Source organism: Flavobacterium sp. NLM, from assembly GCF_002210235.1.
Classification (GTDB): domain Bacteria; phylum Bacteroidota; class Bacteroidia; order Flavobacteriales; family Flavobacteriaceae; genus Flavobacterium; species Flavobacterium panici.
Genome location: NZ_LIAC01000004.1, coordinates 70,151 through 95,341, shown reverse-complemented (window position 1 = coordinate 95,341; position 25,191 = coordinate 70,151). Strand labels below are relative to the sequence as shown.

General features: G+C 33.7%; 24 protein-coding genes. 18 read left to right on the top strand and 6 right to left on the bottom strand.

What is annotated here, in order from left to right:
• The first annotated feature begins 53 nt into the window (after positions 1–53).
• The 5 genes from APR43_RS05825 to APR43_RS05805 all read left to right on the top strand — a co-directional run bounded on the left by APR43_RS05825 (position 54) and on the right by APR43_RS05805 (position 5,947).
• Positions 54–1,577, top strand: a complete 1,524-nt coding sequence (locus APR43_RS05825; RefSeq protein ID WP_053470719.1) for a RagB/SusD family nutrient uptake outer membrane protein — start codon at positions 54–56, stop codon at positions 1,575–1,577.
• A 6-nt stretch (positions 1,578–1,583) separates the two neighbouring features.
• Positions 1,584–2,687: a hypothetical protein gene (locus APR43_RS05820; RefSeq protein WP_053470718.1), complete on the top strand. Its 1,104-nt coding sequence runs from the start codon at positions 1,584–1,586 to the stop codon at positions 2,685–2,687.
• Between the two features lie 326 nt (positions 2,688–3,013).
• The gene (locus APR43_RS05815) at positions 3,014–4,405 is read left to right on the top strand and encodes an endo-1,4-beta-xylanase (RefSeq protein WP_053470717.1); all 1,392 of its coding nucleotides are present in this window, start codon (positions 3,014–3,016) and stop codon (positions 4,403–4,405) included.
• Between the two features lie 55 nt (positions 4,406–4,460).
• On the top strand, positions 4,461–5,387 hold the full coding sequence (locus APR43_RS05810) for a family 16 glycosylhydrolase (RefSeq protein WP_053470716.1): 927 nt from the start codon (positions 4,461–4,463) through the stop codon (positions 5,385–5,387).
• Between the two features lie 176 nt (positions 5,388–5,563).
• On the top strand, positions 5,564–5,947 hold the full coding sequence (locus APR43_RS05805) for a VOC family protein (protein WP_053470715.1): 384 nt from the start codon (positions 5,564–5,566) through the stop codon (positions 5,945–5,947).
• Positions 5,948–6,011: 64 nt separating this feature from the next.
• Here the strand turns inward: APR43_RS05805 and APR43_RS05800 are convergent, their stop codons facing one another.
• The 6 genes from APR43_RS05800 to APR43_RS05780 are packed head-to-tail and all read right to left on the bottom strand — an operon-like array spanning position 6,012 to position 11,342.
• The gene (locus APR43_RS05800) at positions 6,012–7,775 is read right to left on the bottom strand and encodes an STN and carboxypeptidase regulatory-like domain-containing protein (protein WP_053470714.1); all 1,764 of its coding nucleotides are present in this window, start codon (positions 7,773–7,775) and stop codon (positions 6,012–6,014) included.
• 12 nt (positions 7,776–7,787) lie between these two features.
• A complete protein-coding gene (locus APR43_RS05795) occupies positions 7,788–8,768 on the bottom strand; it encodes a FecR family protein (protein ID WP_053470713.1) in 981 nt (326 codons plus the stop codon).
• Positions 8,765–9,370: an RNA polymerase sigma-70 factor gene (locus APR43_RS05790; RefSeq protein WP_240514933.1), complete on the bottom strand. Its 606-nt coding sequence runs from the start codon at positions 9,368–9,370 to the stop codon at positions 8,765–8,767. The genes APR43_RS05795 and APR43_RS05790 overlap by 4 nt, the downstream gene beginning before the upstream one ends.
• A gap of 37 nt (positions 9,371–9,407) precedes the next feature.
• Positions 9,408–9,692, bottom strand: a complete 285-nt coding sequence (locus APR43_RS24285; RefSeq protein ID WP_123924580.1) for a hypothetical protein — start codon at positions 9,690–9,692, stop codon at positions 9,408–9,410.
• Entirely contained in the window at positions 9,614–10,645 is a 1,032-nt protein-coding gene (locus APR43_RS05785) for a sterol desaturase family protein (protein ID WP_082356378.1), read from the bottom strand. Before APR43_RS05785 ends, APR43_RS24285 begins: the two co-directional genes overlap by 79 nt.
• Positions 10,646–10,664: 19 nt before the next feature.
• A complete protein-coding gene (locus APR43_RS05780; protein WP_123959121.1) occupies positions 10,665–11,342 on the bottom strand; it encodes a DUF6134 family protein in 678 nt (225 codons plus the stop codon).
• Positions 11,343–11,859: 517 nt separating this feature from the next.
• Between APR43_RS05780 and APR43_RS05775 the strand changes: the two genes are divergently transcribed.
• The 13 genes from APR43_RS05775 to APR43_RS24420 all read left to right on the top strand — a co-directional run bounded on the left by APR43_RS05775 (position 11,860) and on the right by APR43_RS24420 (position 25,065).
• The gene (locus tag APR43_RS05775; RefSeq protein WP_053470710.1) at positions 11,860–15,246 is read left to right on the top strand and encodes a SusC/RagA family TonB-linked outer membrane protein; all 3,387 of its coding nucleotides are present in this window, start codon (positions 11,860–11,862) and stop codon (positions 15,244–15,246) included.
• A gap of 13 nt (positions 15,247–15,259) precedes the next feature.
• Positions 15,260–17,260, top strand: a complete 2,001-nt coding sequence (locus APR43_RS05770; RefSeq protein ID WP_053470709.1) for a RagB/SusD family nutrient uptake outer membrane protein — start codon at positions 15,260–15,262, stop codon at positions 17,258–17,260.
• Positions 17,261–17,948: 688 nt separating this feature from the next.
• Positions 17,949–18,740, top strand: a complete 792-nt coding sequence (locus APR43_RS05765; protein WP_053470708.1) for a polysaccharide lyase — start codon at positions 17,949–17,951, stop codon at positions 18,738–18,740.
• A gap of 234 nt (positions 18,741–18,974) precedes the next feature.
• Positions 18,975–19,721 carry a HesA/MoeB/ThiF family protein gene (locus APR43_RS05760; protein ID WP_053470707.1) on the top strand — a complete coding sequence of 249 codons (747 nt, stop codon included), beginning with the start codon at positions 18,975–18,977 and terminating at the stop codon, positions 19,719–19,721.
• A 267-nt stretch (positions 19,722–19,988) separates the two neighbouring features.
• A complete protein-coding gene (locus APR43_RS05755) occupies positions 19,989–20,321 on the top strand; it encodes a hypothetical protein (protein WP_053470706.1) in 333 nt (110 codons plus the stop codon).
• 86 nt (positions 20,322–20,407) lie between these two features.
• Positions 20,408–22,408 carry an adenylate/guanylate cyclase domain-containing protein gene (locus APR43_RS05750; protein WP_082356377.1) on the top strand — a complete coding sequence of 667 codons (2,001 nt, stop codon included), beginning with the start codon at positions 20,408–20,410 and terminating at the stop codon, positions 22,406–22,408.
• 79 nt (positions 22,409–22,487) lie between these two features.
• Positions 22,488–22,820: an NHLP leader peptide family RiPP precursor gene (locus APR43_RS05745; protein ID WP_053470704.1), complete on the top strand. Its 333-nt coding sequence runs from the start codon at positions 22,488–22,490 to the stop codon at positions 22,818–22,820.
• Between the two features lie 105 nt (positions 22,821–22,925).
• Positions 22,926–23,258 carry an NHLP leader peptide family RiPP precursor gene (locus tag APR43_RS05740; protein WP_082356376.1) on the top strand — a complete coding sequence of 111 codons (333 nt, stop codon included), beginning with the start codon at positions 22,926–22,928 and terminating at the stop codon, positions 23,256–23,258.
• 31 nt (positions 23,259–23,289) lie between these two features.
• On the top strand, positions 23,290–23,643 hold the full coding sequence (locus APR43_RS05735; protein ID WP_053470703.1) for an NHLP leader peptide family RiPP precursor: 354 nt from the start codon (positions 23,290–23,292) through the stop codon (positions 23,641–23,643).
• A gap of 29 nt (positions 23,644–23,672) precedes the next feature.
• Entirely contained in the window at positions 23,673–24,023 is a 351-nt protein-coding gene (locus APR43_RS05730) for an NHLP leader peptide family RiPP precursor (protein WP_053470702.1), read from the top strand.
• Positions 24,024–24,062: 39 nt separating this feature from the next.
• Positions 24,063–24,422, top strand: a complete 360-nt coding sequence (locus APR43_RS05725) for a class IIb bacteriocin, lactobin A/cerein 7B family (protein WP_053470701.1) — start codon at positions 24,063–24,065, stop codon at positions 24,420–24,422.
• A 17-nt stretch (positions 24,423–24,439) separates the two neighbouring features.
• A complete protein-coding gene (locus tag APR43_RS05720; protein ID WP_053470700.1) occupies positions 24,440–24,796 on the top strand; it encodes an NHLP leader peptide family RiPP precursor in 357 nt (118 codons plus the stop codon).
• A 101-nt stretch (positions 24,797–24,897) separates the two neighbouring features.
• On the top strand, positions 24,898–25,065 hold the full coding sequence (locus tag APR43_RS24420) for a hypothetical protein (protein WP_165590674.1): 168 nt from the start codon (positions 24,898–24,900) through the stop codon (positions 25,063–25,065).
• The last annotated feature ends 126 nt before the right edge of the window (positions 25,066–25,191 follow it).

The window sequence follows — 25,191 nt, the reverse complement described above, 5'->3', positions numbered from 1 at the left end:
AAAAAAACACATTTAACTTAATGATTCATACTCATTAACATAAAAATATAGTTATGAAAAAACTTTTTAAACTTTTTATGATGGGAATGCTGATACCATTGCTGTCTTTATTTTCTTGTTCAGATGACTTTTTGGATGCACCATCTGAAAATCAATTAACACCAGCCGATTTACCCGAAGGAGTTACTGCTTTTGATGGAATCGCAGAGAGTTTATATTTTAAACCATGGTTTACTTTTAATGATAAATTCCTCATTGCCGTTGGAGATATGTACGCCGGAAACGCTTTTACATTTGACGGTGCTTATGCACAGTTTAAAGATGCTCAGGTAACGTCACAAAACCCAATTTTGACAGAAGGATATGTTTCGTTGTTTTCGGTTATCGATCAATCGAATAATTTAATGAGTTTAGTCGAAGACAGAAAAAGCGAATTGCCGGAAGCATCTTATAAAAATGCAATTGCAATATCTCGATTCATGAGAGCAAATGCTTATTTCTATTTGGTAAGAACTTTTGGAGCTGTGCCAATTATCAATAAAGCAGGTTCTGCAGCGCAGCCAAAAAGAAATCTTGTTGCTGACGTTTATAAATTCATCAAACAGGATTTAGAATATGCTGTTGCAAATTTACCTGAAAGAGGTGCAAAGAAAGGATACGTTACTAAATATGCCGCTATGGGTATTTTGGCAAAAGTGCATTTGACTTTAAATGAATATGGAGAATGTGCTGCTTTAACCCAAAAAATTATCGGAAACCAATATATTTTAATTCAGGAGTACGGAAACTTGTTCAGCAGTCCGGAGAATAATAATAGTGCCGAAAGTATGTTCGCTTTACAATGGAAAGCGATTGCTACAGAATGGGGAACGCAAAACACTAATCAGGCTTATATCGTTCCGGGAGGTACCGGAATTACAGGCGGCGGTGACGGATGGGGAGTTTATCTTCCTTCTATCTCTTTACAAAATGGATTTGAACCAAAAGATACCAGAAAGAAAAGTACAATCATGACGGATGGTGACTTTTACCCTGAATTATTAAAAAATCAAGGCGGTTTCACCTATAAAAAAATATACTCTTCTACAGCGGCTAATTTCAGAAAATACATTGTAGGTTCTGCTGCCGAAAGAAACGATGTGTTTTTTATGAGAACTTCTCAAAACACTATCATTTTAAGATATTCTGATATTTTATTGATGAATTCTGAAGCTATTTTGGCCGGAGCGCCTTCTACTACTTCTGCCTCTGCTTTAAGTTCTTTTAACGAAGTAAGAGCGAGAGCCGGATTACCAGCTAAAACGGTATTAACAAGAGATGAACTTTTTAATGAAAGAAGAATTGAATTTGCGCTTGAAGGACAGTATTTCTTCGATTTAAAACGCCGCGGACTTTCTGAAGCTACAGCAATCATTTCACAGCAAGAAGTTGGTTTTTATTCTGATGATGCGAGAACAGAGTTGATTTCGAGAAAGATAACTCCGGGAAGCAACTATTTTGAACTGCCATTACCGCAGTCTGCTATTGATACTAACCCATCATTATTAGAGCCTCCAGTTCCTTTTAACTTTAACTAACTTATTATGATCAATAAAATAAAATATACAATTCTAATTCTTCTCGCATTGACTGCTTTTACAGCTTGCGATAACGACGATGCGGTTACTGCAAATGTAGATGCTATGGTTGCAGAACCGGGAGATTTACTTAATCAGGCTTTTCCATTAAACAAAGTGAGAGTTGAAGGCAAAGGTTTAGAAGGATTAAAAAAAATAACGCTGGATAATAAAATTGACATCAGTTTCAATCCAAATTACAATTCAGATAAATCGTTTATTTTCACTATTCCTTTTGATGAAAAACTAGGAAGCCGATTTGGAAAACAGCCCATTACATTTATAACCGGAACGGGGTCTTTAACTAAAGAGATTGAAATTTTACAGCCAGTTCCAACCATTACAAAAACAATTCCGGCGGTAGCAACTCCGGGATTTCCATTAGAAATTGAAGGTACCTGGTTTTATAATATTTCATCAATAACCTTAGGTGGAAAAGCGTTGAGCTATACAGTAAAATCGTCTACTTCTGTTATTATTGGTTTACCTGTTAATGCAGTTTCAGGATCAGAATTAGTAATTACTACACCGGGAGGTGCAGCCAAACAAATAATCAATTTTGCTACGATTGTTTTGGTGTCTGATTTTGACGGAAATGGCGTAAGAACCGAATGGACTTCTTATGGTGATATCGAGAGTTTTAATGCGAGTACTCCGGGCGGACCAACAGGAAATTACACCACATTAGTTTGGGGTGGTTCAAATGCAAATGGTTATAACGGAAGCAGCGCCGGCGGCGGAGCTAGTTTCTTAAGTACTTCTAATACAGATGCTACAAAAACTTTTATTGATATTGATGTAAGTGCCAATGTGGTTGGGGCAAATTTTGCCATTCAGTTAAATACAATCGACGGTGTAAATTATGGTTATAATTTTAAAGTAACCGATGTAAACTGGACAACAAAAACCATATCAATAGCTGATTTTAAAGATAATTACGGTTTTGGTTCTAATACAGCTGCCAATTTAAATCCTTCTAAAATTAATGAAATTAAAGTTGGAGTTGCTCAGGGAGATTCGCCGAATCCAAGTGCTATTAAATTTGATAATATTAAAATTCGTTACCAATAATTGATTGGTCTTTAACTAAAAAAGAGGCTGTATTTGAAACAGCCTCTTTTAAAAGTAAACTATATAACCTCGTTGGGTATAATTATTTTAACACATAGAAACATAGATTTTACTTCTTAAAAAAGAGTATAAAAAGAAACATGTTTCTAACACATAGCACTCTATATTTTTTTTAAAATAAGTGAAACGCCTTTTTTAAGGCTTCGGAATCTATGTTTCTATGTGTTTAAGTTTTTTAATGATCCCAACGTGTTATATAATAAAAAACAGAAAATATAAATCAGAGTATTCATCTCAACAAAGAATATTCTATAATAAAAAACAGTATGAAAATTAAATTTTTACTAATGCTGACCAGCGTCGTCTTCTTTTTAAATGCCTGCTCAAAAGACGACAATGAAGTTGCTGAAACTTTAGAAACGCCAGTTGCAAACGCTCCAAAAGATGTAAATGATAATGGTTTTAAAGCAAAATGGAATTATGTTTCCTATTCAAAAAGCTATCTTTTAGACGTTTCAACCACCGAAAATTTTGCCAGTTTTGTCCCAAATTACAATGCAAAAGAAGTTACTGATTTAAACGAAGTTGTAGTAGGTTTAACCGGAGGAACTCAATATTATTACCGAGTAAGAGCTAAAAATGAAACAGAAATTTCAGGCTACTCAAATGTGATTAGTGTTGTAACAACAGGTTCCAGCGGTATTCCTGAAGATCCAACTTTTTTAAAAGTAAAAGCAAATAAATTAGCTAATCCGTTTTTTGTGGGTATGGCGATAAAAGCTTCACAATTAACGAACGGAAGTCCGTATGATATTATTTTAAGAAATGAATTCAGCAGTATTTCTGCCGAATACGAAATGAAAATGGATCAAATTTCGACTGCAAGCGGTGTGTATAACTGGACGGTAGCCGATAAAATTGTAGCGTACGGAAATGCTAATAATATCAATGTTCACGGACATGCTTTAGTTTGGCATAATTCTGTACCGCAATGGTTAAAAGATTTCTCAGGTACGGATGCCGAATTTGCTGCAGAAGTAAAAAAATACATCACGGATGTTGTTACACATTATGCAGGAAAAGTAAAATCGTGGGATGTTGTTAACGAAGCTGTAGATGATAATGGCGGTGTTATGAGAAATACTATTTTTCTACAAAGAATGGGGCCAAATTATGTAAAAGACTGTTTTCAATGGGCAAGAGCTGCTGCAACTGCCGCTGGTGATACATCTTTATTGCTATTTTACAATGATTATGCAACCTCAGCCAATACTCCAAAACAAAATAAAGTTTTCAGCATTCTAGATGATTTAAAAACAGCTAATGTGATTGATGGTGTCGGTTTCCAAATGCACAACACGTATTTAAGTCCAACAAAAGCTCAAATAGAAACTGATCTTAACAAAGCTGTTGCAAAAGGATTAAAAATCCATGTTTCTGAATTAGATATTCAAGTAAACCAATCTAATGATATCTCTAGTTTTACAAACGAAAGAAGATTAGCTCAAAAAGAGAAATACAAAGAAATGGTGAAGATTTATAATGCGCTTCCGGCAGCAAATAAATACGCCTTAACTATTTGGGGAATGAAGGATAATGAATCTTGGATTCCGTTTAACGCTGAACTGAATCACCCAGGAAATGACTGGCCTTTATTATACGATTCGAATTTTGCAATCAAAAGTTCACACACCGGATTCCTTGAAGGTTTAGATTAAATTTTTAAAACTATAATACTTTACTTCAACTATTAATAAACCAAAAAATTAAATTATGAAAAAATTAAATTTGTTAGCGTTAACAGTGACATGTGTATTAAGTTTAGGTTTTACGTCCTGCGCAGATGATGCAAGTCCAGCTGCAAAAGACCAATCAGCAAGTGCAAGTACAAAAAACAGTACAAGCAAAGTAGCCGGCGCACCTTGGGTTAAACAATTTGAAGATACATTTGATGTAGGTTCAAACTTGTCACAATGGACAAAAGAGCAGCGTGCAGATTATAACTCCTGGTATTGTGACTATTATAGTTCAGTACCCACAACACAATGGAGAGATGGAAAACAATGTTTGGAAATCAAGACTACAAAATTGAGCACATACAAATATCAATCGGGGTTCATTTCTTCTAATTATCAATATAAGCCTGAAAACAATACAGAGTATATGCTTTCTGCCAATATTAAATTAATAGCAATGGATGGCGGAACTTACAAGTCTTTTACAGAAACTTACGGTGCATGGCCTGCCTTTTGGTCTGTGCAGCAAAATGCCTGGCCAACCAAAGGAGAAATAGATATTATGGAAGGTTATTCTTTTGCTCCTAATGCAAGTCGTTTTACTTCAAATCTTTTTTATGGAACTTCTTCCGGAGCAAATTTATTAGGAAACGCTGCAGAAAGAAACTATCCAGGTAATTTCAATATTAACGGAAATGGCGGATGGCATTTGTATGAATCATTTTGGAAAATGCAAAACAATGTTGTAACGGTGACTATAAAAGTTGATAACGTTACGGTTTCAACTTATACAAACAGTAGTGCAGGCAACCTTAACTTAAATAATTTTGGACCACACTCTATTATATTTAATCTGAATGTTGGATCAAAAGATTCTAATTTTATTGACCCTAATAAAATTAACTTATTTTCAACTGCAATGATGTGGGTAGATGATGTAACGGTTTACAAAAGACCAATCTAATAGTATAGATTAGAATTCTGCTCTTCAAATAAAATGTGGTAAACCTGCGAATCATTGATTTGCAGGTTTTTTGTTTTAAATTGCTTTTGATTGGGATATAACGGTTTTAAAACTATAAAATCAGTTTAATTTTTTATTTTTATATAGATAATATTTACTCATTTAATTTCATTAAGATGATAAGAATTAAAACCACAATCAAACCTTTTCTTACAGTAAACAATGCAATAAAAGCAGTTGATTTTTACATCAATGCTTTTGGGGCAGTTGAATCAAAAAGATATTCGCTTGAAAACAATAAAATATCATCAGTTATAACAATTGAAGGTGCTGAATTTTATCTAAGCGACGAAGAACCTTGTGATGGCAATCAAATTGCTCACTCATTTAATACGCCGATAAGAATAATTTTAGAGACTGAAAATGCAGATCAAATATTTGAAAATGCATTAAAATACGGCGCTGCAGAAATTTGTCCCATAATAACAGAAGAAGACTGGAGAATCGGAAAGCTAAAAGATCCTTTTGGACATATTTGGGAAATTGGCTACCCATTGTAAAAGATTCACTCTCTAAATTGATTTAACGCAGAAAAAAAATATTTATGATACACTTTTAATATAATTAAAACAGCGTAACACCAAAACTCCAGCCAACCCAACCGTATATTCCTTTGCCATTATCTTTTATAACATTATAGCGTTTGGTTCGATCCTGGACAAAAGTTGAAGTATTGTTATCCGGAGCATTTTTATCTCTTTTTTCAGAAGTATAAATATTGAAAGATGGTCCGGCAGATATGGCTAAACCTTTGAATATTCGAAAGGTGAAAGGAGAATCGAATTTAGATAAAGAATTATAACGGTCCCAATTTCCTAAATAAAGATATTGCGAACTAATTTCAGGATTATAAGTAAAGCGTTTTCCTAAAAGGACATTTGCTCCAAAACCTATTCCAAAAGACGTTAGTTTTTCTTCATCGCTACGTTCGCTTCTTCCTGCCATCAAAATAGTATAGAGTTTATTATCTCCCGTTTTTACTGCAACATTTATATCGGAAATTTCATTACTGGTAATACTTACTTTTTTGTAACCATTCTTTTTAAAATTCAATAATCCCATACTATAACCTGATGGAGAATCGGTAATATTGATTAATCCAAACTGGAATCCATCTAATTCTTTGGCATAATTTAAGACTCCTGCTATTTGGGCACCGCGAACAATTCCGCTTCCTGAATTATAAATACCCGAAATCTGCAATCCGTTTTGAGTGCCTTTTACGGTATTATAAATAGCCGACATTTGCATTCCTTTAGAATCTTTTTGTACACTGTTATAAATACCAGTAAGCTGCAAACCATTTTGCGAGCCTTTTATGCTGTTATGAATGCCGCTCATTTGCAGTCCGTTTAGATCACCAAACACATTGTTATAAATTCCGGCTAATTGAACTCCATTTACAGAGCCTCCAACGGTATTGAATATCCCAGCCATTTGTAGAGCATTGACATTCATACGCGTAATATTGTAAAGACCAGCCATTTCTAAACCGCGAACTCCGCCCGTATATCCTCCTAATAAGTTTAAAGAGAAACTGCTGTTTAATTGTGAATTCATCATACCGCGTGTACTCAAACTCGGAATTATGGAAGCTTGTACCGGAACTTCAGAAATAAACCCTCCTAAATTTAGTGATTGTATTTTTTGTTTGGAAGAAATAAAGAAACGTCCAATTCCTGTTCGTTCAACGGCAGAGAAATCGCCATCGACATAATCTGAGTTCGATTTTCTGGAACCTATTTGGATTTTTACTTCAGATAGAAAAATTGTCGTAATCGTTTTGTAGTTTTCTTTTACAACAGTTAATTCAATAGTTTCAAGTACATTTTTAAGCTTCAATTCAAAAAAACCTTCCTTATCTGTTAAAGTAGATTGCAAGGCATTTTTTTCGTAGACACTCGCGTTTTCAATACGCTTGTTGGTTTTTACATCCATAATGTAACCGCTTACAACCTGATAATCATTCACAACATTGTTTTTTTCTAAAACAAGTGCGAGTTCTAAAGGCGCGTAACGCAGAATAATAAATCCTTTCGATTCTTTATATTCGTACTTATTGCCTAGTAACTGGTCTAAAACATCTTTTATGGTAGATTCCTTCGAATGAATGGTAACGGCACTATCTTTTACAACTAGTTTACTGTAATAAGCAAACCTGAAATTTCCTTTTTGTTCCATTACATCCAGAATATGGCCTAATGGTTTTTTATCTGCATCGATAGACATTTCGGTATCTAAGATAGATTGGGCATGAGCGCCAAAAAAAGCACTTGAAATAAGTAAGAATAAAACTTGTACAAAAGTAAATTTTGAATTGATGGGCATATAAAAAAGGAATTACTCTAATATAATTTGATTGTTTTTACGTTCAATTTCGATCCGGAAGGTTTCTTGAATTACTTCTAAAACCTGATCTAAGGATTGATCTTTAAATACAGTTGTTAAAGGTTTTTCTTTTAAAGAAGGATTTTTAATTATGATATTAGCATCGTATATTTCGTTAAGTGCCTCAACTAAATCCTTCAATGGCGTTTCATCACAAACTAATTCTTTGTTGCGATAATAATTATATAATCTGCCTTTACTGGTACTTTTTAATAATTCCGAGTTCTTATCAGCAATGACAACTTTTTCTCCATGTCTTAATTCTACCTGATCTTTATTTTTGCTCACTTTTACAATTCCGGTTTCAACATCTACGGTTGTTTTTCCGTTTTTGTTTTTCACATTAAAAGATGTTCCCACAACTTGTACTGTAACATCATTAATTGTAATGATAAACGGTTTTGTTTTGTCTGGAGAAACATTAAAAAAAGCTTCACCTTTTAAAGTAACCGGACGGGTTTTGCCTTTAAACTTGCTCGCATAAGACAAAGACGAATTTTTATTTAAAGTAACCGTTGTACCATCTGGCAATGTATCGTTTAAAGTAGAGTTTGAAGCATATATCTGAATTAATGTGTTTGATTTATTTTCGAAATAAGAATAACCAAGCCATCCTAAAGTACTAATTAAGAGAATAGAAGCCGCAATACGCAGCCAAGAGACGGAAGATTTTTTAGGCGTTACTACCCTCACCTCTTTATCATGAATTCGATTTTGCAGCCGTTTCCAGGCCGCATTTTCATCTATGTTTTTATTTTCGGCAGCAATTAAAAGGCTGTCTTCCCATATTTTCTTAAAACCGTTGTAGTAGTTCAGGTTTTTTTCATCGGCTTTAAGCCAAAATTCTACTGCTGCGTTTTCGTCTGCATCAGTTTCGCCAACTAGATATTTCACTAGTAAATCATCGTTCATATTCATATTGTTTTGGCTCATGATCTTCGGATTAAATGTAATAAGGATAATAGAAACGGAAGATATTCAACCAGTTTTGATCGTAATACTTTAAGGGCTTTACCCATTTGGTTTTCGACTGTTTTTATCGAGATATTCAATTGATCGGCTATTTGCTGATATTTGAGCTGTTCAAAACGACTCATTTGAAAAATGGTACGGCATTGCGGCGGCAATTCGCTGATTGCTTTTTGAATGTCGTTTTCGAGTTCAGCGGCAACCATTTGATTTGATGCATCTTGATTTGAGGATTCCATATTACCTGAATACTGCAGTTGAAATGAGTTTTTTATTTTGAGGTGTTTGAGGTGATTGAGGCTTTCATTATGAACTGATCTGTAGAGATATGCTTTTAATGAATCGTCAATTTGCAGCTGTTCTTTTTTTTCCCAAATCCTAAAAAATACATTTTGTACAATCTCTTCGGCAATGATATCATCTTTCATAAAAGTGTAAGCAAAAGCATGAAGGTTTCTAAAATACGTTTTAAAAACCTTTTCAAAAGCTGCTTCGTTTCCGTTCTTTATAGAACTAATAGGATCTATATTACTATACTCCACTAATACGTTTTGACATTCAATCAAAGATATATACTTTTTATATTTAATATTATTTTTTTGATTAATTGTAAGAAGGACTAGGCTGATCGTATATGATATTATGATTGGCCAATAGCTGAATAAAAGCATCAATCGTGGTATCGGGATCGAGATCCGTATTCAGGCTAAATTCATAACAGTGAACAATACAGCTGTGATCTGAGAGATATGTAAACGATAATCCTTTATCTGTTCCTTTGGTAATTACAATTTCGTTACCAATGGTTTTTACACAATTATCTTTTCGGCTAAAGTATTCGAATAGCTGCTGCTGAAATGTTTGTTGTTTTTCTTGACTTGTTGGCATGGTATAGGCAGTTTAAGAGGTTGAGTTGTTTCCTTTTTTAATTTGTTTTTGGCAATAATATCAGGACTTGCAAAAATGTAATACATCTTTTTCTTGAAACCTTTTGCTTTTTTCACATCACTGATAATATCCTGAAATTCATGTATGTTGAGATATAAAGGATTAAGTTTGCTTTTAAGTAAACTGGTAATACCATAGCGCGGTTTTTCTTCTTCATATTGAAAAGAACCAAATAAGTGATCCCAAATCATGAATGTTGCACCAAAGTTTTTATCCAGATATTTTTCCTGACTTCCGTGATGTACGCGATGATTAGAAGGAGTTCCGAAATATTTTTCAATAAAAGGGTGCAGTTTTCCAATGGCTTCTGTATGTACCCAAAATTGATATAAAACGCTCAGTTGATTGGCAATAAAAAATACGGCTGGATGAAATCCGGCAAAAATTAGCGGAATAAAAAAAACAATTTTTATATACTGAAACCAGCTCTGCCTAAAACTTACGGTAAGATTATATTGTTCTGCAGAATGATGCACAACATGAGTCGCCCAGAAAAATCGGCAGTAATGAGAAATTCGGTGTGTCCAGTACGAACTAAAATCATACAATATAAAACACGGAATTAAACTCCACCAGTTAAATTCCATTCGATAAGGGAGAATATTGTAAATTTCGACTACGGCATAAAGTAATCCTGTTTTCATTATTAAATTAACCGTTAAGTTTCCAAAACCTATTAGTACAGATCCCAGCGTTTCTTTTTTATCGTATTCTTTTCTTTCTAAAAAATAAAAAACAACAAATTCCAGTACCGTAAAAAACAATACAACGGGCAATGCATATACAATTAAATTGGGAGCACTTTTTTCTACTTCATAAATTCTATCCATTGCGATGGGCTTTGCACCAAAAATGGTCAGCTTAATAAACAGGTAATTGATGATTTTGATCATGATGATTTTTTTGATTGATTTATGCTTTTTGAATGTTGATTGTAAATAATGAATGATGCAATTCGACTTTTTGGCATATACCATTCTGGAAATGATAATCATTATAATTTCCGTCGGGTAATTCAATACGGTACGAGTGATTGTCTGTTTTTTTGATCGTTAAAAATTGCTGAAAACTATCAGAATAAACCTTGTCTTCGCTTACAGGTTCTTTACTGTAAAGCAGCATAAGGTTGTAATTGATATATTGTTGTTTGATTTCTCCTTTTTTATTCTCGTCAGAAGTTTTGTAATTTGAATCTGTGAACTGCGTCGTTTTGTTGGCTTTTTCTTTTCCGTTAACATGACGCTTTACGTAGGAGGAAATTAATTTTCCGTTTTTAAAATGTGAACCTTCTTCTGTTTTTACATTGATACAAAAAATTAATCGGGTTTTTACTTCCGAAGAAATTTTCAAAAAGACTTCACCATTATTATTGTTTTGATAAAACTGCATTTGCCCAATGACGGCACCATTTCGAAGTACATTATAGTTTACCGTTTTTTCCTGCGCGTGAGAGATAGCTATAGAAAGAAAAAAGAACATGACAGATTTTACCTGAAAATTTATGGCTTGAAAACTGAAAATCTCATGCAGGGAAACGCATTTTTTAAATAACCAAAATAATAATGCGATAGTGATAATTAAAAGTATCATAAGGCAATTGGAGATTAAAAGTTAATAATTGTACTCTTGCTACAGCAGTAATACAACCTAATAACACTTTACCCCTATTTCAAAATGATTTTTTTTTAAACTCAGAAAAAATAATGATATGAAAACAGCTTAAAAGTCTCAAGGAATGGCTTTTGCATAAATATTTATTTATTAGCCGTATAATAAATGTGCCTCTTTTGCAGGATGGCAATTTTAAAGCGATAAATACATTTAATAGTTTATAAAAAGCTTGATAGCCTTTACAAGTTGGATCAAAACCACATATTTTTATGCATTCAATATTTTTTTAATACTTTTTCTTACAATAATAAATTTTTAAGCTTAAAAAAATATCAAAAATGATTTCACAACACTTTTGAATACCCTAATTCGTATTTTATTACTCCTTACAAAACCCATTATTATTCATTTTTGCACAGTTAATCACTTATCCACTTAACCCAAACCATAGTGATTTTCATACTAACTAATTATTAACCAAAAATGAAAACCAAAAATGACAAATTTTATTAGGATCAAAAAAAGTCCTGATTGCGAATCTGTGTTTAATTTGAAGAAGAAAATGATGATGCTCTGTGTGTTATTTTCTTTATCCCAGGTTCATAGCTACGCAATTAGTTCAAAAAGTACAACACACCTAAAAAATGTACTGGAACAAAAAAACATCAAAGGCCAAGTTAATGATGAAAATGGTATGCCGCTGCCGGGAGTTACTATTTTAGAAAAGGGAAGTAAAAATTCTACTTTGACAGATTTTGATGGAAAATTTACTTTAAAAACAGATAATGATAATGCTGTATTAGTAATATCTTATTTAGGTTATACAACCAAAGAGATTGCTTTAAAAGGAGAAACTTCCATTACTGTAAAACTTCAAAAAGCGACAACATCACTAGATGAAGTTGTGGTTGTAGGATACGGTAAAATGAAGAAAAAAGATTTAACGGGAGCAATTGTTCAGATAACACCTGATAAACTAGCAAACCAAAATCCGCAGACTGTTCAGGATATATTAAGAGGTACTCCGGGTTTAAGAGTAGGTTATGACCCATCTGCAAAAGGAGGCGGAAATATCCAAATTCGTGGGCAGACTTCTGTGTATACAGGTAATGATCAAAAAACAGGAGGACCTCATAATTCACCGCTTATTATTTTAGACGGAATGCAGTTTTATGGTGAACTTTCAGAAATCAATCCTGATGATATTGCCCAGCTTGATATTTTAAAAGATGCATCGGCGGCATCTGTATATGGATCAAGAGCGGCTGCAGGGGTTATTCTTATTTCAACTAAAAAAGGGAAATCGGGTAAACCAATGATTAGTTTTACTACAAACACGACAATTAGCAGTAAGAGCGCTTATCGTGGTGTATATTCTCCAGAGGGATATTTAAAATATCGTGAAGATTGGGAAACTGCCCAAACTTATGGTATTAATACAGCAACCGGACAATATGAAGCATGGATAGCAGGAACAGTTGCTAATGGTAAACCCGGATATTTTTCAAATCCTAATGATTTAAGTAAGTGGGGAATTACAGAAGCGCAATGGTTAGCGTATCAACCGGCTGCACAAACAAATGGAAAAAGTTCGAAAGAAGTATGGGGAGCACGCTTGGGATTGAATTTTGATCCTTCGCTAATGGCTAATTTCCTGGACGACAAAACACACGATTGGAGCGACAGTTCTTTTAGAACAGGGATTAATCGTGATAATAATTTGAGTATTTCCGGTGCAGGTGAAAGGGTTAATTATTATATGTCTTTTGGTTATTTAACTTCGGAAGGAGCTATTGTGGGCAATGACTATAAATCAGCCCGTTCTAATATGAAAGTTGATGCTAAAATTACAGATTGGCTTGACTTTGGAGCAAACATTAATTTTCAGGATCGATCAGATGGAGATATTACACCTTCATTAGGTACAAATGCCGGGGATAATAATATGATGAGAACCAGCCCATTTGGAACTTTTAGAGATGCAAATGGCAACTATGAGAGACAGCCAATGGGGAAAAATGTTTCAGGACAGAATTATAACTATTACTACGAGCGCCAATTTATTGATAAGGAAACAGGTTATACAACATTGAATTCTATTTTCAATACAAAGGTAACTTTACCTTTAGGTATTACATATTCATTTAATATCGCTCCTCGTTATCAATTTTTCCATGATCGTTATTTCAGGTCAACACAAAATCCAAACTGGCCTGCAGCTACCACAGGAGCAAATAGAAACAGCGCTATAAGATTTGATTACAACCTGAACAATACCATAACGTGGGATTATACATTTGCTGAAAAACATCACATCGTTGCAACTTTTGTTCAGGAAGCCGAAGAACGTCGTTATTGGTCAGATGGAATGGATGCCTATAATATTCAGCCTTCAGATGCTTTAGGGTTTCACCTTGTAAATACGGCAACAATGGCAAATAGTGCAATCAGATCAAACGATACGCATGAAACAGCAGATGGATTGATGGCAAGGCTTTTCTATTCGTTTGATAATCGTTATATGCTTACAGCGACAATTCGTCGTGATGGATATTCAGCATTTGGAGCTTCAAATCCTTACGCAGTTTTCCCTTCTTTTGGGGTTGCTTGGAACTTTAAAAATGAAAACTGGTTTCCATTAGATGCTATGAGTACCGGTAAATTGCGTTTGTCTTGGGGTAAAAACGGAAACAGGTCGCTTGCTGATCCATACGTTTCTTTAGCAAACTTAGTAAATACCGGAACAATGGGATATTTAGATCCTTCAGGAAAAGCACTTGAGATTAAATATTTAGCACTTGACCGTTTGGCAAATCCAAATTTGGAATGGGAAAAAACAACTTCAACAAATATTGGTCTTGACTTAGGTTTCTTAAATGATCGTATTACTGCGACTTTAGACCTTTACAGAGCATCTACTCATGATATGATTATGAGTCAGTCCCTTCCTGGTTTTACTGGTTTTTCATCAATCGCAACCAATCTTGGAGAGGTTCAGAATCAAGGTTTGGAATTGAGTATCAACAGTCTTAATATGAAAAACACAAACTTTGAATGGCGCACTTCATTTGGAATCTCTTATAATGAAAATAAAATTGTGTCATTATATGGCAATATGGTAGATATTAAAGATGAAAATGGTAATGTTATTGGAACGCAAGAAGGAAATGATTCTGCTAATGGATGGTTTATAGGCAGACCAATCACTCAAATTTGGGATTATAGAGTAACTGGAATCTGGCAAAAAGAGGAGTGGAAAGAAGCTCGAAGATATGGACAGCGTCCAGGAGACCCAAAAGTTGCAAACAGCTATACAGCAGATGATGTAGATGCGGTAGATCCAGATGGTGTTCCTTATAAAAAAGCAGTTTATAATGAAAAAGACAAACAGTTTTTAGGGAATTCAAACTCTCCTGTACAATGGTCGATGCGCAATGATTTTAAGATTTACAAAAACTGGGATTTGGCTATCAGTATGTATTCAAATGTGGGAGGTAAATCACTTAGTTCAATTTATATGAACACTTTCAATGATGCCAGTTTGTATAAATTCAACTTCAATCCATATGTAAATCCGTATTGGACACTTGATAACCCAACCAATGACTGGGCACGTCTTGATGCTAAAGGGCCTGCAGGAACTCCGGTTGCACCAGGAAGATTGTATGATCGTAGTTTTATTCGTTTAGACAACATTTCGTTAGCCTATACACTTCCTAGAGATCTTTTAGATCGTGCGCATATTAAAAATATAAAAATTTATGCTTCAGTTCAAAACGTAGCAACATGGTCTGCTTCTAAAGAATGGAAATATTTTGGAGATCCGGAAACAGGAGGATTAGCTACTCGACAGTTTAATTTAGGTTTTAATTTCCAACTTTAATAATTATTCAACAATGAAAAAATATATAAAAAATAAAGTTACAAGACTAGTGCCCTTTATTCTATTGGCTGCACTGTCAAGTTCTTGTTCAAAGGATTTTCTCGACTCAGATCCGCTTTCGTTTTACGAACCTGAAAATACGTTTTCTACAGAAGCCGGGTTACAGGCAACTTTAGCACTGTGCGATAAACAGCTGCGTAATAATTATATTCACTATGGTTTTTCTGGTGTGAGTGTGCCTATTGGTACTGAGTATCTTTTCTCAGACATGGCACAATATGGAAAAACAGACACAGGAAGTAATATTGCTGATTATGCCAATACTATTGTTCCTACCGGAGATTTTAGAAGAGATCCAAGTGGAGAATCTATTTATCTTGGGTTTATGTGGACTGAAGCTTATACTGGTATTAAAAATGCCAATACTGTATTAACGTATATTGGAAATGTGACAAGTTTATCCGAAGAGGTTAAAAATAAATATATTGGGCAGGCTTATTTTCACAGAGCATACCGCTATCTTAATCTGGTTTATCAATTTGGAGACATACCATTGATTACTAAAATTTTATCTGTTCCAAAGCAAAGTTACTATTCTACTAAAAAGGAAGCCATCATTGAAATGATTACAGCAGATATGGAGAAAGCTGTACAATATGTTCCAGAGCAGTCAAAAATAGGATATGTAGGTATGGTTAGCAAAGGTGCATGCCGTCAGTTACTAATTAAATGTTATTTAGCATCTGGAAGATTTGCTGATGCCGAAGCACAAGCTAATATTTTAATTGGTCAATCAGGTTACTCTTTAGTACAAAATAATTTAGGAATTTTTGATCCGGGAGGAAATCCTACGGCTTGGCCTATTACCAGAAATGTAATCTGGGATTTACATAGACCGGAGAACAAGGTAATTTCTGCAAATACCGAAGCTATTTTGGTTGCACCAAATGGAGGAGCACAATCATTTTTAGCATTCGCTTCGATGAGAATTTTTGGACCTAACTGGAATGATGCCAATTTAATTACTCCTGATGGTAAAACCGCAGCACCGCGTTTTCCATTGACTGATAAAACTAATTATAATGCAAAATATGATTATCAAAGAGCAATAGGACGTGGTATTGGTACTATTAGTGGTTCTTATTATTCACAACATCCTATGTGGGTTGTAAACAATGTTGAAGACAAGCAGGATCTTAGACATAACAGCACCGTAGGAAACTGGGTAAATATGGAAGACCTTAAATATGCTCCCGGAGCTGGTGGAAGTGCAACATGGGCCGGGCAAAATTTTAGAATGAGAGAAGCTGGCAAATTGTTAGCACAAGATTCTATTCGTGACTGGTTTGATTTCCCTCATTATAAAATCTACTATCATGATGTTGTAGCTGAAGCTAACCCTGCAGCAAATGATTTTCAGGGAGCTACGGCCGGATCAAGCGCGCATATGTACATATACCGTTTAGCAGAAACTTATTTATTACGTGCAGAAGCCCGTTTTTATCAAGGAAATGTTTCCGGAGCTGCTCAGGATGTAAATGTTGTAAGAGCAAGAGCAAAAGCTTCGCAAATGTATTCAACAGTAACTATTGGTGATATTTGTGCAGAAAGAGGAAGAGAACTTTATATGGAAGAATGGAGAAATGTTGAATTAAAACGTATTTCGCACTGTTTAGCAATGAGCGGTAAACCAGATGAATGGGGCCATACTTACAGTTTAACAAATTGGGATAAACAATCTGGAACAGATGCAGCCGGAGGAAGTTATTGGTATCAGCGTATTGTGCATTATACCCTTTACAACAAATATCCGGCTGGTATTTCTCTTAAACCAGGTGTTAAGTTTTATACTATGGACAAACGTAATAATTACTGGCCAATTCCATTTAGACTTGCTATAGAGCCTAATATCAAAGGTCAGTTAAGTCAGAACTTTGGTTATGATGGTTACAATGCAGGAGTTAAAGTCTGGGATAAATGGCAGGATGCTGTTGAAGACGAAAGCAAAATTTAAACCTCTTTTATTTATCTTAAATTAATGATTTAGAAAAGAATAGATTATAAATAGCTTTATTCAAAAGAAAGCTAAAGTAAAGCGAGTTAATATATTTAACTCGCTTTTTTTATTTCAGCAGAGATATTGTTTCTCTATTTTCCCAAGTAGAATTTAATAATTAAGTTCACTGTAATTCTTTGGTTAAAAATGAATGTTTTTATTTTGAAATAATTATAAACCTAAAAACATTCCCTGAATTAAGATTAAACTTCTACAAATCAATTAGATGAATATTTTTCAAAAGACAAAAAATACTAAATCCTTAATTATTTAAACTTTGTCAATTTTTCTCATACTTTTTTTATTGATATTGTTTTTTTAACCTGAAAAAAATACACAAAATACATACATAAGATTTTTTTGTACCCAATTACGTACTTTATTACTCCCCTTTCGAATTGTTTTTAATCAACTTTACATTATCAAATTACTAATTGTGTAACCACCACAAATGTGATTTGAATGTAAGGCAATGTCTAGACAAATTGCATGACCCATACGCAAATAAAAACATTTTTACTTACGTATACATTGATGCCGATTTCACGAACTGTAAAAGTTTTTGTTTCAGCAGCCAATGTGCTATTTAAATATCAATTTTTACTAACCATTAAATTAATTATTACTAACCTTTAATTATTTAAAAATGAAAAAATTCCTAAAATTAACAAGTTTCCTATTTATTACAGTATTAGTATTTAATTCCTGCGACAAGGAGCAAGATTTAAATGAACCGCAAAGCGTGAACAAAGACGTACAACAAACCAATAACAAAGAAGTTTCTTCAAGCACTGCAGCGGCAGATCCTCTTGCTGAAGCATTAGCAGGCAGCGCCGGAGCCAGAACAATTACATTACAAACCAATACACTATCGTGTCCGGGTGGTTTATGTACATCATATGGTGTTTGGTCAACGGGTGTTTATACCGTTTGGTTCCAGATGAGATTTAATTCCGGATTTTATTGGAGCCGAGGCGGAAAATGCGGATATGGTATCCTAATTGGTGATCAAAATACAGGTGGAGATCCGGGATGGGATGGTAATGGCGGAAGTGCCAGATTTATGTGGTATTGCCCAAATGGATCAAATTCTGCTAAAGGAAGCGGAGCTTATTTGCAGCCTTACGTTTATTACAAAGATCAGCCGGGACAATTTGGTAATGATTTTGGTAAAAAATATTACATTCAAGAAAACGTTACATACAACTGTCAAATATCTGTTAAGTTAAATACTGGATCAAGTACAAACGGATACGTAAAATATTATGTAAATGGTACAGAGATATTGAATCAAACCATTCGCTGGGTGACTAACGATGCAAAACGAAATGTTAATGCAGTAAGTTTACACACTTTCCGTGGTGGTAGTCAGGAATATTGGAAAGCTCCGGTAACAAGTTCTATTTATTATCCAAGTGCATCTTGGGATGCTCTATAATACTTATACGGTTTAAAACATTTTAGCCGGAATAAATAAAAAAGGAGAAACCTGCAAATTCAAGATTTGCAGGTTTTTTTTATCTAAATCACTTTTCAATATTTATAAAACGTTTAATTTTTTTTGTTGGTAAATAACTACAAAAAATAACAGATCTTATAAAATTCAGGTATTTTTGTTCTTCCCTATTTCTACTCAAAAAAGATAAGTTTTAATTATTGTAAAAAAACAAACATGGATCAACGGCATATAAGAAATAGACTTTACATTACTCCTGAAGAGCAGGAAAGCATAAAAAATACACCCATATTACTTGGCGGTGCAGGTATTGGAAGTGTTATTGCAGAATGCTTACTAAGATTAGGTTTCGAAACCCTCACAATAATCGATGGCGATATTGTCGAATTATCAAATTTAAACAGACAAAATTATACTGAAAAAAATATCTCAGAACCAAAAGTAAAAGCCCTTAAGGAAAGATTACTTTCTATTAACAGCAGCGCAAAAATTACGATTCATAATTGTTTTTTAACGCCTGAAAATGTTGAAGAATACATAACAGATTATAAAATTGCGATTAACGCTTTGGATTTTACTTCAGATGTTCCTCTTATGTTTGATTCCATCTGTCAGAAGAAAAAAATACCCGTTATACATCCGTATAATTTGGGATGGGGCGCATTGGTATTAGTTATTTCTGATGATGAAGGACTGGAATCCTTAAGAAAACCAAATGAAAAATTTACCGAAATTAATGTAGTCGATTATGTTTTAGATTACATGCGATTTTGGGAAAAGCCTCAGCGATGGCTTGAAGAAATCCTGGAGCAATATAAAAATGAAGGTAAAAATCTTTCGCCTCCCCAACTCTCCATTGCATCCTCGCTAGTTGCCGGAATTTGTACCAATATTGCATTTGATATTGTTACTAATAAACCGGTAAAAACATTTCCGGAGTTTTATTTGACCACTATCAAATAGAAAACTTACAAATCTATTTTTATAGTTTATTTTCTCTCCTATAAAAGATTTTTCTTAAAAGCTGCTTCAAATAATTATTTTGAAGCAGCTTTTTTATTGGGATTTTGGGTTCAAATTTTGATTTCTTTCCACTTTTTAAATAACTATTGTAAAAAACAAGGTTAAAAATGCAACCTTTTTGTCAGTCTATTTGGCAATTCTATATCACCTAATGCAAATAATTTTACAATAGCAGAACAATTAGGTCTAATTATAAATCACAAAAAAATGGAATTAACTAACGAACAAAAGGTTTTAGAATCTATTGTAAAAAAAGCATGGAGCGATCCGGTGTTTAAGGACAATTTAATAAAGGGTCCTGTTGAGACAATAGAAAATTTCTTAGGACATCCAATCCATTTACCAGAAGGTAAAACGATAGCCTTTGTAGATCAGTCCAATTCTTCAACAATTTTTATCAATATTCCTGCCGAACCGGACTTTGAGGATATGGAATTGAATGAAGACCAACTGGATATAATTTCAGGTGGAGCTGAGACAGATCATACGCCGCCTATTATTGTGAGTGCAAGTAATTATACCCCAGGTATTTTGGGTTAAAACAAATACCGCAGGATAATTAACGTGGAATAAAAACGTGTGTGCTCATTATGAACATATGCGTTTTTTAATTTAAAACTATTATTGTGAAAATCTTGTTTACATATTTATTGTTTTTTTTATTTCTGGTAAACGGAACAGGTTTAGATGCACAAACAAAAGTGTTATCTAAACCTGTCGCAAAACATATTCCTGAAAATAAACAAACGGCTGATAGTTTATTAAACGTTGGAGAAAAACACCAAAATGCCGGGAAATTTTTAGAAGCAATGGCTTTGTTTGAACAAAGTTTGAAGATCTATCAAAAATCAAACAATCAAAAAGGTATTGGAGACAGCTACAATAAAATAGCAACAAACTACTATTATCAGGGAGATTATTTAAAAGCCCTTTCTTACTTCACAAAATGCAAGAAAACTTATGAAAAAGCCAATTTTCATAAAGGAGTTGCCGCAGCATTAAATAATATGGGTGCTGTTTATTATTACTTAGGGAATTATCCAAAGGCATTGGATTTTTACAGTCAGGTAATTAAAATTCAGAAAAAAATAGGCGACAAAAAAGTCATTGCCGCCGCCACACAAAATATAGGAGGAATATATGTTGATATTAGAGATTACTCTAATGCGATGATTTATTCTCAAAAAGCCAATGCTATTTACAGAGAATTAAAAGATTCCATAGGAATTTCTCACAACCTAAATGGAGCAGGTAAAATTTATATGATGCAAAAAGAATATGCAAAAGCTAATGATTTTTTCAATCAGGCTTTGGCTATTGCTAATAAAATAGACGACAAACAAAAAACAATAGAAGTACTTTATAATTTGGGAGAACTCTTTCATACTCAAGGTGATCTTCCCAAATCCCTGTCGTATTATAATCTATGTTTAGCCTCTTCTCAAAAAATAAACAGTTTACAATATATAAGCATTACACAAGTAGCTATTGGCAACATATTAAATAAACTTGGTAAGAGTGATAAAGCACTCAAAAAATGCAAAACAGGGCTCGATATTGCAGAAAGCCTGGGAGCATTATCTGTTAAAAAAGATGCCTGCAAATGTCTTTACGAAACTTATAAAGCAATAGGCAACAATAATCTGGCACTTAATTACTACGAAAAATCAAATGATTATAAAGACAGTTTACAATCTGAAGAAACCTCAAATAAGATCTTGAATATGGAGTTTCAAAAAGCAATGCTTATAGACAGTATTGCCTATGTTACAAAAGTGCATAAAATTGATCTTAAACATAAAGAAGAAGTTCAGAAGAAAGAAAAACAACGAAACTTAATCATAATCTCTCTTGGTTTTATCATATTGATTACGATCGCTTTATGGAACAGATTAAATTATGTTAGAAGATCCAGAAAAGCATTAACGATAGAAAAAGACCGTTCAGAAAAATTACTGCTCAACATTCTGCCAGAAGAAATAGCCGAAGAACTAAAAGAAAAAGGCTTTGTAAATGCCCGTGATTTTAATCTGGTTTCTATTCTATTTACTGATTTTAAATCTTTTACACAGACTGCAGAAACAATGACGCCGCAAAATCTTGTTGAAGAAATAAATGTCTGCTTCAAGGCATTTGACTTTATATCTGATAAATATAACATCGAAAAAATTAAAACCATTGGCGATTCTTACATGGCTGCCGGCGGTATTCCTAATCCAGATAAAAATTCATTAAAAAACATTGTTTCTGCCGCATTAGAAATGCAGGAATTTATGATTCAGAGAAAAACAATCAATATAGCTGCCAATGTTCCGGCTTTTGAGATGCGCCTAGGTATTCACGCCGGACCTATTGTAGCGGGAATCGTGGGAGTAAAAAAGTTTCAATACGATGTTTGGGGCGACACAGTAAATACAGCAAGCCGAATTGAAAGCAACGGAATGGTAGAAAAAGTAAACATAAGCGAATCCTTGTATAATTTAATCAAGGACGAAGAATCTTTTGTGTTTGAATACCGCGGTAAAATTTATGCAAAAGGAAAAGGAGAGATCAAAATGTATTTTGTCGAGAAAAGCGCTATTTCACTGGTAAATACTCCTATAGTATTAGATCACAGTTATATATAAATAATGTTTTGTCAGTTTTTTTGGCATTTTTATAATATTTTGAAGGACTAATTTTACATTATACAAAAGGAAATAAATCATGGAACAGAAAAAAGAAGAAGAGGTTTTACGATTGGTAATTTCTAAAGCCTGGGAAGATTCTAATTTTAGAAAAAGCTTAATTACAGATCCTATAAAAGCTATCGAAAATCTAACCGGAGCTAAAATTGTATTACCCGAAGGAAAAACACTTGTAGTAAACGATCAAACAGATAAGTCTAAAGTTTACATGAATATTCCAAGTGAACCCAACATAGAAGATATTGAACTAACAGAAGAACAGTTAGAGATTATTGCCGGAGGCGGACAAACAGTCTGGATTGATTTAGTCAATAATTTATTTCCTGCCTTAAAAGATTACATCATAGTTTAAAATAAAAGGGCAAATTAAATAGTAACCCTGTTTAATTTCTAAACCAGCCCTCTTACATACTTTAAATCAACGATTACTATTAATCAACTTTAAAAATTTATTATCATGGAATTTACACAAGAACAAAAATTGTACGCACAGATCGTACAAAGAGCATGGGAAGATGCAGAATTTAAAAAAGAATTAGTAGCAAACCCATTAGCTGCAATTGAAAAAGTAATTGGTAAAAAAATGACTTTACCAGAAGGAAAAACATTAGTAGTAAGAGATCAGACTGATGATTCTACAATTTACATTAATCTGCCTGCTAAAGCAAATTTAGATGATGTAGAATTAAGTGAAAAAGAATTAGAAATTGTTGCCGGAGGTTATACAACTCCTGCTGAACTAGCAATAGAATATATCGGTATTCCACTTGCTAAATGGTTGTTAAGCTAACAAAACACTAACCTATATAAACTTAAGTATCATGGAATTAACTCAAGAACAAAAGATTTACGCAGATATTGTGCAAAAAGCATGGGAAGATGCTGCATTTAAAAATGAATTAGTATCAAACCCGGTAGCTGCAATCGAAAAATTTACTGGTAAAAAATTGAATCTGCCTGCAGGTAAAACTTTAGTAGTAAAAGACCAAACCAGCGAATCTACAATTTATATCAACATTCCTGTTTCGACAAAATATGCAGATACAGAATTAACTGATGATCAACTAGAAGCTGCTGCCGGCGGTGTTATTGAAGGAGGATGTTTCCCACCTGATTTTCCAGGCGGAATATGGCACCCAACTCCAACATTCCCAAAAGACATTATTCTTTTCTAAATAAATTAACCAATCTAAAATATTATATCATGGAATTTACACAAGAACAAAAGCTTTATGCAGAGCTGGTACAAAAAGCATGGGAAAATGCTGATTTTAAAAAAGAATTAATTGCTAATCCTGTTGCTGCAATTGAAAAATTTGCAGGAAAAAAATTGGATTTACCTGCTGGTAAAACAATTGTGGTGAGAGATCAAACAGATGATTCTGTTATTTACATCAACATTCCGGCTGCGGTAAAACAATCAGCAGATGCACAATTAAGCGAAGAACAGTTAGAATCTGTTGCTGGTGGTATTGCTATATGGCCTCCAATTGGAATAATACCACCTTGGTTTCCTTCACCAACTTTTCCAACTATTCCAATCGAAACAATCTAATCAACCCACTATTCTATTAACAATATAAAAAATATAAAGATGAAATATACTAAAGAACATCAGGAAAAAGGAGCAGAATTAATGAAAGGTCTTGTAGAAAAAGCATGGGAAAGTGCTGCTTTTAAAGATCAATTAGTCAAAAATCCTCTAGCAACAATTCAGGAGTTTACTAACAAAAGCTTTGTATTGCCAGAAAATCAAACCATTGTAGTTGAAGATCAAACCAACGAATCTGTAATTTATTTTAATATTCCTGCAGAACCAAACCTGGACGGTTTAGAATTAACTGAAGAGCAGTTAGAATTAGTTGCAGGCGGACTTACACCAGCAGTTGTCATAGGACTTTATGCATTAGGTGTTGCAGCATTTGCAGCAGGAGTACAACTTTATAATCAATAATTTTAAATCTTACAGACATGAAAATTTCACAAGACGCTCAAATACAAGGACAAGAATTATTAAAAACTCTAGTCGAAAAAGCATGGCAAAGCCCTGACTTTAAAAATCAATTATTAACTAACCCTCAAGCAGCTATTGAAGCGGTTACTGGTAAAAAATCATCAAGCAACAAAAGAGTTGTAGTTGAAGATCAAAGCAGTGATTCTATCATTTACTTCAATATTCCGGCTGAACCAAAATTAGACGAGTTAGAATTATCTTCTGAGCAATTAGAAATCGTTGCCGGTGGTCTTACTCCTTTAACTTTAGTTGTTGTGGTTGGTACTGTAGCCGGTGGCTTTGGAGCTGCAGCTTTATGGGACTATCTTCACTAAGAAATGAAAAATAAAATAGTAAAATAAAAACCCTTGAACAATTCGAAGTTTATTAAAATTTTGAAATAAGGTTCAGGGGTTTTCTCTAAAATTTAAAAAAGATGGAAAAGCAAGGACAGATATCATTATTCGCAGGGATCTTTTTAGTAATTTCCGGATCAGTATTAGTAAGCTTTAAATATAATTTTCTGGGAACAGCCAGTTTTATTTTAGCCATAATAGTACTGTTTTACAGCGTAATTCAGCTAAATAAGAATAAGAAATCGTAAACTATTCGATCAATATAGAATACACCCTGTGTGCAAGCGAAGGGTGTTTTTAATTTTTAAACATTCCTCCAGCTTTTTTAGCAAATAAGAAGCTGCATTACTTTTTTTATCACTCAGCATTCTTTT